The 14,797-nt window shown below is 73.2% G+C and carries 16 protein-coding genes; 10 read left to right on the plus strand and 6 right to left on the minus strand.

Features of this window, described 5'->3' with window-relative positions; translation table 11 throughout:
* Positions 1-6: 6 nt before the first annotated feature.
* Both EW117_RS27020 and EW117_RS27025 read right to left on the minus strand, forming a co-directional pair.
* A complete protein-coding gene (locus EW117_RS27020) occupies positions 7-501 on the minus strand; it encodes an SRPBCC family protein (protein WP_129789825.1) in 495 nt (164 codons plus the stop codon).
* A complete protein-coding gene (locus EW117_RS27025; RefSeq protein WP_129789826.1) occupies positions 498-842 on the minus strand; it encodes an ArsR/SmtB family transcription factor in 345 nt (114 codons plus the stop codon). Before EW117_RS27025 ends, EW117_RS27020 begins: the two co-directional genes overlap by 4 nt.
* A 150-nt stretch (positions 843-992) precedes the next feature.
* Between EW117_RS27025 and EW117_RS27030 the strand changes: the two genes are divergently transcribed.
* The 3 genes from EW117_RS27030 to EW117_RS27040 all read left to right on the plus strand — a co-directional run bounded on the left by EW117_RS27030 (position 993) and on the right by EW117_RS27040 (position 3,698).
* Positions 993-1,778, plus strand: coding sequence for a DUF899 family protein (locus EW117_RS27030; protein ID WP_129789827.1), 786 nt, complete (start codon positions 993-995; stop codon positions 1,776-1,778).
* Positions 1,779-1,956: 178 nt separating this feature from the next.
* The gene (locus tag EW117_RS27035; protein ID WP_129789828.1) at positions 1,957-2,742 is read left to right on the plus strand and encodes a DUF899 family protein; all 786 of its coding nucleotides are present in this window, start codon (positions 1,957-1,959) and stop codon (positions 2,740-2,742) included.
* Positions 2,743-2,978: 236 nt separating this feature from the next.
* Complete coding sequence (locus tag EW117_RS27040) at positions 2,979-3,698, plus strand: alpha/beta fold hydrolase (protein ID WP_207212087.1); 720 nt, start codon at positions 2,979-2,981, stop codon at positions 3,696-3,698.
* On the opposite strand, the gene EW117_RS27045 is transcribed toward EW117_RS27040, so the two are convergent.
* The 3 genes from EW117_RS27045 to EW117_RS27055 form a co-directional block, all read right to left on the minus strand.
* Positions 3,695-4,171 carry a hypothetical protein gene (locus EW117_RS27045; RefSeq protein ID WP_129789829.1) on the minus strand — a complete coding sequence of 159 codons (477 nt, stop codon included), beginning with the start codon at positions 4,169-4,171 and terminating at the stop codon, positions 3,695-3,697. The genes EW117_RS27040 and EW117_RS27045 overlap by 4 nt on opposite strands.
* Positions 4,172-4,258: 87 nt before the next feature.
* Positions 4,259-5,224 (minus strand): serine hydrolase, encoded by a 966-nt coding sequence (locus EW117_RS27050; protein ID WP_129789830.1) that lies wholly within the window; start codon positions 5,222-5,224, stop codon positions 4,259-4,261.
* Positions 5,221-6,138, minus strand: coding sequence for a LysR family transcriptional regulator (locus EW117_RS27055; RefSeq protein WP_129789831.1), 918 nt, complete (start codon positions 6,136-6,138; stop codon positions 5,221-5,223). The genes EW117_RS27050 and EW117_RS27055 overlap by 4 nt, the downstream gene beginning before the upstream one ends.
* A gap of 96 nt (positions 6,139-6,234) precedes the next feature.
* Here EW117_RS27055 and EW117_RS27060 point away from each other — a divergent pair, with 96 nt between their 5' ends.
* Positions 6,235-7,260, plus strand: coding sequence for an MBL fold metallo-hydrolase (locus EW117_RS27060; protein ID WP_242504598.1), 1,026 nt, complete (start codon positions 6,235-6,237; stop codon positions 7,258-7,260).
* 30 nt (positions 7,261-7,290) lie between these two features.
* Here the strand turns inward: EW117_RS27060 and EW117_RS27065 are convergent, their stop codons facing one another.
* Positions 7,291-8,370, minus strand: a complete 1,080-nt coding sequence (locus tag EW117_RS27065) for a GDSL-type esterase/lipase family protein (RefSeq protein ID WP_129789832.1) — start codon at positions 8,368-8,370, stop codon at positions 7,291-7,293.
* A gap of 166 nt (positions 8,371-8,536) precedes the next feature.
* Between EW117_RS27065 and EW117_RS27070 the strand changes: the two genes are divergently transcribed.
* From EW117_RS27070 to EW117_RS27095, 6 genes are read left to right on the plus strand one after another with little or no spacing between them, the layout of a single operon-like run.
* Positions 8,537-9,592 (plus strand): LacI family DNA-binding transcriptional regulator, encoded by a 1,056-nt coding sequence (locus tag EW117_RS27070; protein ID WP_129789833.1) that lies wholly within the window; start codon positions 8,537-8,539, stop codon positions 9,590-9,592.
* The gene (locus EW117_RS27075) at positions 9,589-10,521 is read left to right on the plus strand and encodes an ABC transporter permease (RefSeq protein ID WP_207212088.1); all 933 of its coding nucleotides are present in this window, start codon (positions 9,589-9,591) and stop codon (positions 10,519-10,521) included. The genes EW117_RS27070 and EW117_RS27075 overlap by 4 nt, the downstream gene beginning before the upstream one ends.
* Positions 10,518-11,387 (plus strand): ABC transporter permease, encoded by an 870-nt coding sequence (locus EW117_RS27080; RefSeq protein ID WP_129789834.1) that lies wholly within the window; start codon positions 10,518-10,520, stop codon positions 11,385-11,387. The genes EW117_RS27075 and EW117_RS27080 overlap by 4 nt, the downstream gene beginning before the upstream one ends.
* A 53-nt stretch (positions 11,388-11,440) precedes the next feature.
* Positions 11,441-12,955 (plus strand): ABC transporter substrate-binding protein, encoded by a 1,515-nt coding sequence (locus EW117_RS27085; protein ID WP_129789835.1) that lies wholly within the window; start codon positions 11,441-11,443, stop codon positions 12,953-12,955.
* A 31-nt stretch (positions 12,956-12,986) separates the two neighbouring features.
* Positions 12,987-13,997 (plus strand): ABC transporter ATP-binding protein, encoded by a 1,011-nt coding sequence (locus tag EW117_RS27090; RefSeq protein ID WP_207212089.1) that lies wholly within the window; start codon positions 12,987-12,989, stop codon positions 13,995-13,997.
* On the plus strand, positions 13,998-14,792 hold the full coding sequence (locus EW117_RS27095; RefSeq protein ID WP_129789836.1) for an ATP-binding cassette domain-containing protein: 795 nt from the start codon (positions 13,998-14,000) through the stop codon (positions 14,790-14,792).
* Positions 14,793-14,797: the final 5 nt, after the last annotated feature.

Consider the following 14,797-nt stretch of genomic DNA (forward strand, 5'->3'; position numbering starts at 1 on the left):
AGCGCGTCAAGCGTCCGTGGCCTCACGCTCGGCGATCGCGCGGTAGCGCTCGAGGTACAGCGGCCAGCCGTCGCCGCTGTCGAGGCTGGTGAAGCCCTCCCAGCCGTCCCCGTGCCGGTCCAGATGCCGGTGCTCCAGCGCGACCCGGGTGCGCTCCGGGGTCTCGGCGACGAACCGGATCTCCACCTCGCTGGTGCGGTCGGGGTCCGGTTCGACCTGCCAGCGTGGGCTGATGTCCCAGCTGATCACGAGCCGGTGGGGCGGCTCGTGCACGAGGACGCGCGCCCAGGCGCATCGGCTGCCGTCGACGCCGACGTCGTAGATGGTTCCGCCCGCGTAGGGCTCCAGGACGGTGCGTTCGATCGGCACCGTCAGCAGGTTGTGCTCGCGGGGCTTGATCTCGTCGAAGCGTTCGGTGAACACGCGAAAGGCGTGTTCCACGGGGACGTCGACGGTGATGTCGACCTCCAGTCGCGTCCGGTCCTGCGCTGTGGTGCTCATCGAGTCTTTCCTTCCGGTGCCGGGGTGGTCGGCTCGTAGGTCTGCTCGGCCACGTCCTTGAACCTGGTCAGCGTCTGGCTCCAGTAGGACTCCAGCTCGCGCCGGAGACCTTCCAGGCCACTGAGCCGGGGGCGATAGAGCCGTTCACGGCCCTGCTGATGAACGTCGACCAGCTGCGCGTCGAGCAGGACGCGCAGGTGCTGAGACACCGCCGGCCGGCTGACCGGCAGATCCCGCGCGATCTCAGTCACCGAGCACTGACCGTGCGCTACGCGCGCGAAGACCTTGCGACGCGTCGGATCGGCCAGCGCGTGCCACGGGTCAACGGTCGACGTCTCCATAACGCGTAAGTTACTACTTACGCATCCGCCTGTCGAGGGCGTCTGTCGATTCCGGCGCGGTTCGCCCGTCGTAGTAGTCGGGCCCGATGACATTGGGCCCGGCCCGTCGTCAGTACTCGGGAACACCCAGGACCCAGCGAGGAGAGCACCATGTCCGCAGTACACGAGGACCACACCGACCGGACCCGTGCGGCAGCCGTCCCGCCCGTCGTCGACCGGGAGGCCTGGCTGCGCGAACGCCGCGAGCTTCTGTCCCAGGAGAAGGCGCACACGCGCGCGGGTGACGCGCTCGCCGCGGCCCGGCGCCGGATGTCGATGACCGAGGTCGACGCGAGCCTCTCGGTGACCGGGCCGGACGGGCCCCGGTCCCTGCTGGACCTGTTCGAGGGCCGTGAGGAGCTGGTGGCCTACAAGCACATGTGGCACCGCGGGGAACCGTTCGAGAACCAGTGCCCCGGCTGCACCTTTGCGTACTTCGCGGTGCGCGACCCGGCGTACCTGACGGCACGCGGGGTCTCGTTCGCGGTGCTCGCGCAGGGGCCGTGGGACGAGGTGGCGCCGTTCGTGGAGTTCATGGGCTACCCGCCGCACTGGTACGCCGCAGACGGCATCGAGGACCCCGCCGTGGGCGGCGGCGAGTTCGGCTGGGTGTCCTTTCTGCGCCAGGGCGACCGCGTCTACCTCACGTACGAGACGGCGGGGCGCGGGAGCGAGGTCGCGACTCCCTCGCTCGCCCTGCTCGACATGACGACGCGCGGGCGACTGGAGGCCTGGCAGGACACCCCCGAGGGCTGGCCGGAGGGCAAGGTGCCGGGCTGGTTCTGGAAGGCGGACGAGGACGGCGCCGGCAACAGCTGGTCCGGCGGCCGGCCCACCGCTCAGTGGTCCCGCCCCGGCGCGACGCCGGTGGTCGCGCACGCCGAGCACCACCACTGAGCCGGTCTCCGGCAGGCAGCGGGGAGCAGGCAGCCGAGAGCCGGCAGCGGGGCGGGGTGTCGTTTCGGGCGCCGCCCGTTCGTCGTCGTGACAGGCGCCCGGCCCGTGACCCACGGGCACGGCCGGACGTCAGCACCCGAGACCGATCCGACGAAGCCGATCCGACAAGGAGAGCATCATGACCGCAACGCACGAGAGCGCCACCGAGCAGCAGGGCACGGCCGCCGTCCCGCCCGTCGTCGACCGGGAGGCCTGGCAGGCCGCCCGCGACGAGCTGCTGGTCCGGGAGAAGGCGCACACCCACGAGGGCGACGCGATAGCGGCGGCGCGACGCCGGCTGCCGATGACCGAGGTCGACGCGAGCGCCACCGTCGTCGGGCCGGACGGGCCGACCACGCTGCTGGACCTGTTCGACGGGCGCGAGGAGCTGGTCGTCTACAAGCACATGTGGCACCTGGGCGAGCCGTTCGAGAACCAGTGCCCGGGATGCACGCTGACGTACTGGGCGGTGCAGAACCCGGCGTACCTGACGGCGCGCGGCGTGTCGTTCGCGGTGTTCGCGAAGGCGCCCTACGCCGAGCTCGCGCCGTTCGTCGAGTTCATGGGCTACCCCCAGCACTGGTACTCGGTGCTCGCCGCGGACGACGACGTCGTGGGCGGCGGCGAGTTCGGCACCTGGGTGTGCTTCCTGCGCCAGGGCGACCGGGTGTTCCTCACCAACAGCGTGACCGGGCGCGGGGCCGAGGCCACGATGCCGGCGCTGGCTCTGCTCGACATGACGGTGCGCGGCCGCAAGGAGGCGTGGCAGGACTACCCCGAGGGCTGGCCGGAGGGCGACGTGCCGGGCTGGTTCTGGCGCGCCGACGAGGACGGCGTCGGGAACGGCTGGAACGGCGGGCGTCCGGCGATCCAGTGGACCCTCCCGGGCGCGACGCCGGTGGCCCCGGGCGAGCACCACCACTGAGCGACGGCTGACGTTGCCCGGGAGTGCTGGTCCGGAGTGCTGGTCCGGAGTGCTGGTCCGGAGTGCTGGTCCGGAGTGCTGGTCCGGAGTGCTGGTCCAGAGCGCTGGTGCGGAGCACGGGTCGGGCAACCGACCGAACTGGCGACTTCGGTCCCTTGCGATGAGATCGGTCGGTTGAATGACCGATCTCATAGCAAGGGACCGATCTCACCCGCGCACTCGGCATACTTGCGCGGGTGAACACCACACCGAGGCACTCGGTCCACCACGTCGGCATCGGGCAGCTGAGCCTGGCCTACCGCGCGGCGGGCGACCCCGACGCGCCCACGCTGCTCCTGCTGCACGCCCTCGGCGAGAGCTCGCTCTCCTGGGATCCCCTGCTGGACGACCTGGCCGGGCTCGGCTACCGCGTCCTCGCGCCCGACGCGCGGGGCCACGGCGACAGTGACCGGCCCGGCGAGTACAGCTACGAGCTGATGGTCGCCGACACGCTCGCCTTCTGCGACACGATGGCGCCGGGCGCGGTGACCGTCGTCGGGCACTCGATGGGGGCGGTCACGGCGGCGCTGGCGACCAGGGCCCTGACCGCCGCCTCGCCCGGGCGCGTGACGCGGCTCGTGCTCGAGGACGCCACGCCCAGCCGACCGGGCGGGCCGCGGTTCGAGCCGTTCGACGAGCCGGACCACGCCGTCCCGTTCGACTGGCCGCTCGTGAACGCGCTGCGCGCCCAGCGCAGCGACCCGGACCCCGCCTGGTGGGACGACGCCCTGCGCATCGACGTGCCGGTGCTGGTCGTGGCGGGCGGCCCGGCGAGCAACGTCGACCAGGCTGACCTCAAGGACTTCGCCGCCGGGGTGGCCGACGGCCGGCTCGTCGAGATCCCCGTGGGCCACATGGTGCACGACGAGGCCCCGGCCGAGTTCCTCGCCGCGGTGGCCGAGTTCCTCCGCAACTAGCGCTTCTGGCCGCCCAGGCTCGCACGGACCTGCGGGCGCAGCATCACCGCGACGCCCGCCAGGACGAACAGGATGTGCAGCGCGCGGATCACCGGGAAGGCCGGCGAGACGTCGCCCTCGAAGGCGGTCGACCAGGAGGCGCCGTCGGCCAGGGCGGCGGCCATCGGCACGACCATGGAGGCCAGGCCCACGACGCCGAGCCCGAGCAGGAGCGCCCACCAGGCCCAGCGCCGGCCCCGGGCGAGGTGCCAGGCGCAGACGAGGGCCACGGCGAAGATCAGCCCGCGGACCATGACCTGGGTCAGGACGGCGTCGTCGAACCCCTGCTGGGCGACTCTCGAGGTGACCGCGACGACCGTCTCGGCGATGCCGGCGAGCACGGCGAGGGCGAAGGCGCCGGCCGCGATCATCCGAAGCGGCGGGGCCGTGGGCGGTTGGGCCGTGGGCGGGCCGTACGTAGCAGTGTCGGTCATACGTCCATGCTGGTCGGACGGCGGTCGGGCAGATACCCGGCTGTCCTCCGTCCGGCCGGTGGGTCTACCCGACCCCGGGCTGTCTGCTCACACGTCGTCCGGCAGGCGCAGCGGCCCGACGGCGAGCCGCGCGAGCTCGCCGATCGCCGCATCCACCGCAGGCAGGTGCCGCTCGGGGCGTGCCGAGCGGGTCAGCACCACCACACCCACCGGGTGCTCGTGCGGGAACCCCACCACCGCGGCCTCGTGCCGCAGCCTGCCCAGCGTCCCGGTCTTTCCGAGCAGCACCACGTCGTCGTGCGGGAACCCGCTGCCCACCCGGTGCCGCCACGCCTGATGGGCCAGCGCGTTCCGGACCAGGTCGTACGCCGTGCCCTCGCGCGACCACAGGACGCGCAGCACCTGCGCGAGCTGCGCGGCGGTGGCGGCGCTCGCGTACGCCGGGTCGTACTGCGACGTCTCGACGGCGAGGTCCGGGTCGGCGAGGGTGCGCTGCGCGGCGGCCCAGGTGTCAGCGCCGGTCTCCTGCAGGACGGCGCGCGTCTCCTCCGCCGAGCCCTGCCGCACCAGCGTCTCCGGGAGACCGAGCGCGGCCAGCCGGTCGTGCGCGCGGGCCCGCCCGACGAACGCCAGCAGCGCGTCGCCGCAGGCGTTGTCCGACACGGCGAGCATGAGGCGCACGACGTCGCGGGCGGTGAGGACGACGTCGTCGAGCAGCATCGCCACCCCCGTCGGTCCCGGCATGCGGGTGGTTGCGTCAAGCCGGAGCGGCTGATCCGCGGCGAGGTGACCCGCCATCACGAGATCGGCCCAGACCAGCGCGAGCGGCAGCTTGTAGAGCGAGGCGATCGCCACCGGCTCGGTGTCGTCCAGGGACACTGTCCCGGGCGGACCCGTCAGGCGCGTCGCGTGCACCTGGACAGTGACGCCTGCGTCGCGGGCGACCGCTCGGAGGGCGGCGCCCGGGACGGGAGCGGCAGGCGTACCCGCGGCGGGACCGGTGGCCCCAACCTCCACGGGCCGGCCATCGGTGGACCAGCCGTCGCGGGTCATCCGACCGGTCCTGTCCCGCCACCCGGCACCGTGCCCAGTGCGGCGCCGATCGCCGCCGCCACTGCGTCGTGATCCACCTCGGGCCTGCGCTGGGCGGCGTGCGGCAGGGCGACCCGTAGGCGCAGCGGCGGACACGACACGGCGGCGGCCCCTGGCCCGGACCCGGCCCCTGGCCCGGCCGGGCGTTCCTCGGCATCAGCCTCGTCCGCGACCACCGGCACGATGCCGACCGCCGCGCCCGCCGCGACAAGCGCCCGGCGCTGCATGACGTCGCGTGCCTCGACCACCTCGCCGCTGTGCCCGGCGCGGCGCAGCGCGTCGACGAGCTGGTCGTGCGCGGGCGGCTGGTGGTGCCGGGGCGGGACCGCGACGGGGAGCCCGACATCCGGCAGCCCCGCGGGCACACGCGCGACTGGGCCCCCGGCGAGCCGGGTCGGCACCAGCAGGACAGGTCCGGCGATCAGCCCGTCGAGCACGCCCGGGTGCCGCACGAGGCCGACGTCGAGCAGACCGTCCCGCAGCAGGTCGACCACCTCGACGCTGCCCGCGACCGTGGGCACCACCGACGTCCCGTCGGCGGAGAGCGCGCGCAGCAGGCCGGGCACGCCGTCCTCGAGGTCGGCGGCGACCCCGAGCCGGACGTGCTCGGGCAGGGCCAGGTCGCGGGCCGTCGCCACGAGGTCGTCCGCGGCATCGAGCAGATCGCGCGCGGCGGGCAGGAGCCGCCGTCCCGCGGCAGTGATCCGTACGCCACGGGCGTCACGGTCGAACAGCCGCGTGCCGAGGCGCCGCTCCAGGCGGCGGATGCCCTGCGACAGCGGGGGCTGTGTCATGCCGAGGTCAGCGGCGGCGTTGCCGAAATGCCGGGACTCGGCCACGGCGCGGAAGAAGCCCAAATGCTTCAGGAGGTCCACGCCCGGAGCCTAACGGCATGCCATATCAAGAATGTCTTGGACCGTGACGGGAAGACTCTTTGACTCTCGCACTCGGCCTCGCGGAGGGTGTGCCGCATGACGACACCCCGCACCTCGAAGCCCGTGCTCAGCCGCCGCACTCTGATGACCGGCGCCGGGACGGCGGCCCTGGGCGTGCTCGGCGGCGTGACCGGCGCCCGGGCGTTCGGCGCGGACCCCGCCGGCCTCGCCGCACCCACCGCCACCTCGCCCACGCCCGCTCCCACGGGGTTCGCGACCTTCGCCTGGCTCGGGACCTCCGGCTGGAAGATCCGGACGCCCACCACGACGGTCCTGCTCGACCCCTACGTGACCCGCTTCGACACCGGCCTGGCCGCGGGAAAGTTCGCCGCCACCACCCGGCTGCGGGTCGACGCCGCGGCGCTCGACGCCGCCCTCGGTGCGCCGGGCACCCCCGAGGGCGCCGTCGACTCGATCCTGGTGACCCACACCCACTGGGACCACTTCGCCGACGTCCCGCACCTGGCCCGCACGCGCGGAGCCACCGTGTTCACCACCCTGACCGGGTACCACCTGGCGCTGGCCCTGGGAGTCGCGCAGAAGCAGCTGGCTGTGGTGAGCGGCGGCGAGGAGATGCACCTCGGCGACCTCGTCCTGCGCGTCGTACCGTCCCTGCACAGCCGCACAGCTACGGGCGCCCTCCTGTTTCCCGGCGTGCGCACCCAGGTGCCCGCCCGGCCACGCACCATCGCCGACCTGCCGGAAGGCGACACCCTGTCCTACCTGCTCCGCTCGCCGGGGGGCCGGTCAGTCCTCCTGCTGGGCGGTAGCGACTACGACGACCGTGCTCTGCAGGGGCTGCGGGTGGACACGGTCGCGCTGCCCGTGCCGAGCACCGACGTCACCGCGGACTACGCGGGCCGCCTCCTCGGCGCGCTGGGCAACCCCGGCCAGGTGGTCCTCGTGCACTGGGACGACTTCGAGTCGCCGCTGGCCAACCCGCCGCGCGCCGGCGAGACCACCAGGGTCCGGATGGCCGCCCTGACCGAGCAGATCGGCCGCATCTCGCCTGGTACCCGCGTCGTGCTCCCGGAGTACGGCACGCCGCTCGACCTCCTGTGATCCCGGCCGGGGCTCGGCCGGCGGGTCGCGTCACGCAGGGCCGGGTCGCGCACCGCCGTCAGGACCCAGCAGCTCCCGCACCGCCTGGCCGATGACCGACGCCATGTGCGCGTAGCCGTCGGGGCCGGGGTGCAGGCCATCGCCCAGCAGGTGCGCGTGCTCCGGCCCGAGCACGGTCCGCCCGTCGAGCAGGTGCAGGTCCGGGTCGCCGTCCGCCGCGAGCAGGGCGACGGCGTCCGCGACCTGCTCGCGCACCTGCGCCAGGGTCAGGCCCGCCCGGCCCAGCCGGTCCTCACGCCTCGGCGACGCCAGGGGCGAGATCACCAGCACGGGCACGCCCGGGTGGCCGTCCCGGACGGTGCTCAGGAACCCGAGCAGCGCAGGGAGCAGCGAGCGCTCGCTGAACGAGCCGGCTCCGTACACGTTGATGCCAAGGCAGGCCACGACGACGTCGGCGGGCCGGTCCCGGACCACCCGCGCGACCATCGGGTCCAGGTGCGCCTCGCCCGCGAAGCCCAGGCAGGTCAGGTCCAGTCCGACCTCGCGCGCCACGAGCGCGGGCCAGGTCCGCGCCGGAGACGCCGCCTGCCGGCACTGCGTGAGCGAGCTGCCGTACGTCACGAGGCGGGGGCGGGCCGGGCCGCGCGCACCGGCCGGCCGGCCCGCACCGTCCGACCCTCGCCCACCGTCCGACCCGCCCGGCGACGCCGCCCAGACCCGCGCCCCGTCCTCGACCGCGACACTGACCAGCCGGAACGTCCCGAACTGCGGCAGCCAGAGCTCGAGCCGCTTGTCGCCCGTCGGTAGGTCCAGCACGAAGCGCCCGTCCGGGCCGACGGGCGCGGAGGCGACGATCGCGTCGTCCACCACGGCGTCGAGCGGCACCTCCACACCCTGGACCGCGGCCTGCCCGGCGAGAACCCGGGTGTCGGTGCCGAGCACCAGCCGCACGCCGGCGGGCATCGCGGCGCGGCCGCGCAGATCTCCGCCCGGGAAGAGCGTGATGCGGTCGTGCGGCAGCCGCCACGGCCTCGACCAGCCGGGCATGTGCTCGACGGAGAGGGCGCCCTCCCACGCCAGGACGTCGTCGTCCGCCTGGATCTCGCGCATGTCGGCTTCGTCCCCTCGTGTCCCAGCGTCCCTGGCGGGTGAATCCCGCTGCCTGCGGCGGGCAGCCTCTTGACGCGTCTCACCCGGATGCATAACCTGATCGTCGCACGGTGTTAATACGTATTAAGAACCGGTAACGAAGCCGGCCGCCCCGAGGGAGTCCGAGATGAGCCAACGACGGCGTCCCACCCAGGTGGACATCGCCCGTGCCGCGGGCGTCTCCCAGGCAACGGTCTCCCTCGTGATCAGCGGCGGAGCGGCCAGTGGCCAGGTCGCCGAGCATACCCGTCAAGCGGTGCTCGACGCCGCCGCGGAGCTCGGCTACACCGTGAACGCCGCAGCGCGCAGCCTCCGAGGCGGGCGCAACCGGCTGCTGGGCCTCTACACGTTCGAGTCGGTCTTCCCGGTCGACCAGCGCGACTTCTACTTCCCGTTCCTGCTGGGCGTCGAGGAGGCCACCGCCGAGTTCGGCTACGACCTGCTGCTGTTCAGCTCGGTCACCTCGGGCGAGCGCCGCATCTACTCCGACGGCATCAACCGGCTCAAGGTCGCCGACGGCTGCGTCCTGCTCGGCCGGCACATCGACCGCGCGGTGCTGGCCGACCTGGTGCACGAGGACTTCCCCTTCGTCTTCGTCGGACGCCGCGAGGTCCCCGGCGTAGAGCTCTCCTACGTCGCGCCGGACTACGTGGGCGCGACCCGCGACATGGTGCGCCGCCTGACCGCCCTCGGGCACCGGCGGTTCGCGTACCTGCGGCCCGCCGACCACCAGGAGCCGACCCGCGACCGCGAGGCCGGGTTCCGGCAGGGCCTCGCCGAGGCCGGCCTGCCGGACCAGCCGGTCCACGAGCTGCCCGACGACTCCCCCGGCGCCGACGCCGAGCTCGCGGCGCTGCTCGCCCAGTGGCTGGCCGACGGCGTCACCGCGCTCCTGGTCGAGCCGAAGGAGGACGACCAGGCGATCGTCGCACTCGAACGGGTCGCCGCCGACGCCGGCGTCCGCATCCCCGAGGACCTGTCCGTGGCGCTGCTCGGCGACCCCACGCGCAGTAGCGCGCCGGGACCCGTCCGGGACTGGACCCGCTTCACGCTCCCCCGCGAGGACATGGGCCGCGCCGCGGTCGGCCTCCTGCTCGAGCTCCTGGACTCCGACGACGGCCCGCGCCAGCTCTCGGTCGCCTGCGCCCCGGTCGACGGCGACTCCGTCGGGAGGCCGCGATGATGCTCACGTTCCTGCTGCGCCGCCTCGCGATCGGGCTGTTCACGATCTGGGGCGTGCTCACGGCCGTGTTCCTCATCGTGCGGATCGCGCCGGGTGACCAGGCCACGGTCGCCCTGGGGCCGGACGCGACGCCCGAGCAGATCGCCGAGCTGCGGCACACCCTGGGCCTGGACCAGCCGGTCCTCGTCCAGTACCTGAACTTCCTGGGTGACGCCGTCCGCGGCGACTTCGGCCAGTCCTACCGGTACGGCCGGCCCGCCATGGAGGCCGTGCTCGAGCGGTTCCCCGCCACCGTCACCCTCACGCTGGCGGCCACGGTCATCGCGATAGTGGTGGGGATCGTGCTCGGCGTGGTCGCCGGGCACCGGCCCGGCAGCCTCGTCGACCGCACGACGTCCGCGGCGACGCTGGGGCTGCAGGCGCTCCCGCCGTTCTGGGTCGGCATCATGCTGATCCTCGTGCTCGCGCTGTGGCTGCGGCTGCTGCCCAGCGCGGGCGGCGGCGACCTGGAGCACCTGATCCTGCCCGCGGTCACGCTGTCCATCCCGTTCACCGCCCTGGTCGGCCGGATCACGCGCAGCGGCGTCGCCGAGACGATGTCCGAGGCGTTCGTCCGCACCGCACGGTCCAAGGGGCTGACCGAGCGCGAGGTGCTGACCGGTCACGTGCTGAAGAACTCGCTGGTTCCCGTCGTGACGGTGGTCGGGCTGCAGGTCGGCACGCTGCTCGGCGGCGCCGTCGTCATCGAGACGGTGTTCGCCTGGCCCGGGCTCGGCAACCTCCTGGTCGGCGCGGTGGGCAACCGCGACTACGCGGTGGTGCAGGCCGCCACCGTGCTGATCGCCGTCTGCGTCATCGGCCTGAACCTGGCCGCCGACCTGGCGTACGCCCGCCTCGACCCGCGCATCCGGCTGGAGGCCCGCCGATGAGCTTCCGTTCCCTGGCTGAGCGCCCGAGTGGACGTACGAGCGGACGCACGAGCTTCCGTTCCCTGGGCGGCTACGTGATCTACGTGATCCTCGGCCTCTACGTCTTCGCCGCGGTCGCGGGCCCGTACCTGGTGCCGTACGACCCGGTCGCGACCATCGTCACCGAACGGCTCCTGCCGCCCGGCTCGGCGACGGCGTCGGGCACCGCGTGGCTGGGCACCGACGGCGTCGGCCGGGACGTGTTCGCGCAGGTGGTCCACGGCGCCCGCACATCCCTGGCGATCGGCCTGGTCGTGGTGCTGGTGTGCAGCCTCGTGGGGGTCGCCCTCGGCGCCATCGCCGGCTACGCGGGCGGGTTCGCCGACCTCGCGGTGGCCCGCACCATCGACGTCCTGATGGCGTTCCCCGGCATCCTGCTGGCCATCGTGATCGCCGGTCTGCTGGACCGCGGCGTCGACGTCGTGATCATCGCCCTGTCGGTGGCGGGCTGGATCGGGTTCGCCCGGCTGTCCCGCAGCGTCGCCCTGTCGATCCGCGAGCGCGACTGGGTCGACGCCGCCCGGATCATGGGCGTGCGCACGCCCGCCGTCCTGACCCGGCACGTCGTGCCGTTCCTCGCGGGGCCGGTCGTCGCGCTGGCCACCATGGAGCTCGCCTCCGTCGTCCTGTCCGAGGCAGCCCTGAGCTTCCTCGGCCTCGGTCTGCCCCCGTACATCGTGTCCTGGGGCCAGAGCATCGCCAGTGGCAAGGAGTACCTCGCCACCGCGTGGTGGATCTCGGCCTTCCCAGGTATCGCGCTCTCCGTCCTGGTCGTCTGCATCGGCCTGCTCGGCGACCGCCTCACCAAGCGCTTCGCACAACGTTGATCCGCACGGTTGATCCGCACGACGTTGAAACCCAACGCTGAAAGGAACGAGCGATGAAGCTCAGCACGCGGCGAGCGGTACCAGCCCTCGCCATCACCCTGACCCTCCTGGCGACCACGGCCTGCGGCGGCTCCGGGGACGACAGTCCCGGGGACGACGCCGCCGGCGGCACGTTGACCGCCGCAGGCCCCATCCCGATCGAGAACCTCGACCCGCACGGCCCGTCCAGCATGGACGCGGGCACGCAGCTCGCGGCCCGCGCCCTGTTCAGCCAGCTCGTGATCAGCACCGGTCCCGGCGAGTTCACGGGCGAGCTGGCCACCGAGTGGGAGCCGAACGAGGACACCAGCCAGTGGACCTTCACGCTGCGCGAGGGCGTTGAGTTCTCCGACGGTGAGCCGGTCGACGCCGACGCCGTCGTCGCCTCCTTCGAGCGCGTCCTGGAGCTGAACGGCCCGCTGGCCGGCAACTTCGTCGACTACACGGTGGAGGCACCGGACGAGAGCACAGTGGTGTTCGACGCCGGAAAGCCGGACGCGTCGTTCGTCGCCAAAATCTCGTCGTTCTTCGTCACCCCGCCGGACGTCTCCGATGCATCCTTCCAGGATCCTGTGGGCTCTGGGCCGTTCGTCGTGGAATCGTTCACGCCCGGCCAGGAGCTGACGATGACGCCGAACCCGACGTACTGGGACGGCGCCCCCGCGCTGGAGGAGCTGACCTTCCAGTCGATCCCCGAGGTCTCGGCCCGCATGACGGCGCTGCAGACCGGCGAGGTCGACGTCACGTGGGCCATGCCCGACGACCAGATCGCCGCCCTGCAGGGCGACACCTCGCTCACCGTCGAGACCGTGGACGGCCCCGGCGTCGTCACCATGTGGATGAACAGCGGCGAGGAGACGCTGCAGGAGGCCGCGGTGCGCCGCGCGCTGTGGCAGGCGGTCGACTTCGAGGAGATCACCACGTCGCTGTTCCCGGAGACGGGCACGCCCGCGGACTCCGTCATCAGCCCGGTGGTGCTGGGCTACGCGCCGCAGGAGCCGGTCGCCTACGACCCCGAGGCCGCCAAGGCGGCGCTCGAGGACGCCGGCTTCGACTTCGACACGACGCTCGAGCTGCAGTTCTCGCAGCCGCAGTTCCGGCAGTTCGCGCAGGCCGTGGCCTCCGACCTCGCCGAGATCGACGTCAAGGTGGAGCCGCTGGAGAAGGAGCAGGCGGTGTTCCTCGAGGACCTGCTCGCGATGAACTGGGACATCAACCTGCAGCAGATCGGCTCGCAGGGGTACGACGCCGCCACGAACCTCGGGCGCCTGTACCCGTGCGCCGCCGGACGCACCGGCTACTGCAACGAGGAGCTCGACTCGCTCCTGGCCGACGCCGAGGCGACCAGCGACACCGCCGAGCGGGAGGACCTGTACGCCCAGGCCACGCAGATCATCTGGGAGGACGCCGTGGGCATGTACCCGATGTTCGTCGGCATGCCGTACGCGTGGCGAGAGGGCGTCGAGGGCTTCGTCCCTGCCGGTGACAGCATCCCCTACTTCACCGACGTCACGAACTCAGACGGCTGACCGGACGAGCTGACGAGAGGAACCGAGGAACATGGCCGACCACTCCGTCGCGGTGGCACCCGCGAACCAGCGGACCACCCCGATGCTCGAGGTGACCGACCTCGAGGTCGTGCTGCCCGCGGGGGCAGTGGTCGACCGTGTCTCGTTCACCGTGCCGGCGGGACGCACCACCGGCCTGATCGGCGAGTCCGGCAGCGGCAAGACCATGACGGCGATGGCCGTCGTGGGGCTGCTGCCGGACACCGCCAGCGCCTCGGGCGAGGTGCGGTGGAAGGCCCAGGACCTCCTGGTCGCGCCCGAACGGCGGCGCCGCCAGGTGCGGGGCCGTGAGATCGGCGTCGTGTTCCAGGACCCGTCCGCCGCGCTCAATCCCATCCAGACCGTGGGGCGGCAGGTGGGCGAGATCCTGCGGCGCGACGGCCTGCCGCGCACCCAGGTGCGGGCCCGCGTCCTGGAGCTGCTGGCGCGCGTCGGCCTGCCCGAGCCCGAGCGGCAGGCCGACTCCTACCCGCACGAGATGTCCGGCGGGATGCGCCAGCGCGTCATGATCGCCATCGCGCTGGCCGGGCAGCCCGAGCTGGTCATCGCGGACGAGCCCACCACGGCGCTCGACGTCACCACCCAGGCGCGGATCCTCGCGCTGCTCGCGGACCTGCGCGAACGCGAGGGCCTGGCGATGATCCTGGTCAGCCACGACCTGCGGGTCATGGCGCACGTCGCCGACGAGGTGGTGGTGATGTACGCGGGGCGCGTGGCGGAGCAGGGCCCGGCGCGCGCCGTCCTGGACCGCCCCTACCACCCCTACACGCGGGCCCTCGCGGCCAACGTCCCGGCCGTCACGAGCCGGACGGCGATCGCCGAGCCGCTCCCGGGCGCGCCGGCCAGCCCGTTCGACCGCCCGTCCGGGTGCCCGTTCCATCCCCGCTGCCCGATGGCGCGGGACCGCTGCGTCACCGAGGTCCCGGCGCTGCGTGAGATCACCGAGGCCGGGGCCGGGCCCGGCAGGTTCAGCGCCTGCCACTTCGCCGAGGAGGTGTCCTGAGTGAGCGTGCTCGAGATCCGGGGCCTGCGCGTCGCCTTCGCCGGTCCCCGCCGGTCGGTCCGCGAGCGCCGCACCACGGTGCAGGCGGTCGACGGCGTCGACCTCGACGTCGGCGCGCGCGAGACGGTGGCGCTGGTGGGCGAGTCGGGGTCGGGCAAGTCGACGGTGGCGCGGTGCGTGCTGGGGCTGGTGACGCCGCAGGAGGGCAGCGTGACGTTCGAGGGGCGGCCGCTGGGGCCGCTCCGGAAGCGGTCGCCGGAGCTGCACCGCGCGGTGCAGATGGTGTTCCAGGACCCTGGGTCGTCGCTGAACCCGCGGATGACGGTGGGCGCGATCGTGCGAGAGGCGTGGCGGGTGCATCCGTCGGTGGCGCCTCCCGGGGATCAGCGCGAGGCGCTGGCGCGCGTGCTGTCCGACGTCGGGCTGGACCCCGGTGTGGCCCTGCGGCGTCCGTCGGCGTTGTCGGGTGGGCAGAAGCAGCGGGTGAGCATCGCCCGCGCGCTGGCTCTGCGGCCGCGGCTGCTGGTGTGCGACGAGGCGGTCTCCGCCCTGGACGTGTCGGTGCAGTCGCAGATCCTGCGGCTGCTGGTGGACCTGCGGGACGAGCACGACCTGTCGGTCCTGTTCATCACGCACGATCTCGCGGTGGTGCGGCAGATCGCCGACCGCGTGGCGGTGATGCACCGCGGGGTACTGGTCGAGGACACCTCGGCCGAGCAGCTGTTCACCGCGCCCGAGCACCCCTATACGCAGGGACTGCTGCGGGCCGCACACGAACTGGAAGGAGCGGCATGACGAAC

The sequence above is a fragment of the Promicromonospora panici genome, from assembly GCF_900608595.1.
GTDB classification, from domain to species: Bacteria; Actinomycetota; Actinomycetes; order Actinomycetales; family Cellulomonadaceae; genus Promicromonospora; species Promicromonospora panici.

Excerpts from the sequence above, each read along its gene's own strand:
- EW117_RS27085 (WP_129789835.1), top strand. The coding sequence starts at position 11,441 with ATGAAGCTCAGCACGCGGCGAGCGGTACCAGCCCTCGCCATCACCCTG.
- EW117_RS27045 (WP_129789829.1), bottom strand. The coding sequence starts at position 4,171 with ATGACCGACACTGCTACGTACGGCCCGCCCACGGCCCAACCGCCCACG.
- EW117_RS27080 (WP_129789834.1), top strand. The coding sequence starts at position 10,518 with ATGAGCTTCCGTTCCCTGGCTGAGCGCCCGAGTGGACGTACGAGCGGA.
- EW117_RS27030 (WP_129789827.1), top strand. The coding sequence starts at position 993 with ATGTCCGCAGTACACGAGGACCACACCGACCGGACCCGTGCGGCAGCC.
- EW117_RS27065 (WP_129789832.1), bottom strand. The coding sequence starts at position 8,370 with ATGCGCGAGATCCAGGCGGACGACGACGTCCTGGCGTGGGAGGGCGCC.
- EW117_RS27070 (WP_129789833.1), top strand. The coding sequence starts at position 8,537 with ATGAGCCAACGACGGCGTCCCACCCAGGTGGACATCGCCCGTGCCGCG.
- EW117_RS27060 (WP_242504598.1), top strand. The coding sequence starts at position 6,235 with ATGACGACACCCCGCACCTCGAAGCCCGTGCTCAGCCGCCGCACTCTG.
- EW117_RS27020 (WP_129789825.1), bottom strand. The coding sequence starts at position 501 with ATGAGCACCACAGCGCAGGACCGGACGCGACTGGAGGTCGACATCACC.
- EW117_RS27025 (WP_129789826.1), bottom strand. The coding sequence starts at position 842 with ATGGAGACGTCGACCGTTGACCCGTGGCACGCGCTGGCCGATCCGACG.
- EW117_RS27075 (WP_207212088.1), top strand. The coding sequence starts at position 9,589 with ATGATGCTCACGTTCCTGCTGCGCCGCCTCGCGATCGGGCTGTTCACG.
- EW117_RS27090 (WP_207212089.1), top strand. The coding sequence starts at position 12,987 with ATGGCCGACCACTCCGTCGCGGTGGCACCCGCGAACCAGCGGACCACC.
- EW117_RS27050 (WP_129789830.1), bottom strand. The coding sequence starts at position 5,224 with ATGACCCGCGACGGCTGGTCCACCGATGGCCGGCCCGTGGAGGTTGGG.
- EW117_RS27035 (WP_129789828.1), top strand. The coding sequence starts at position 1,957 with ATGACCGCAACGCACGAGAGCGCCACCGAGCAGCAGGGCACGGCCGCC.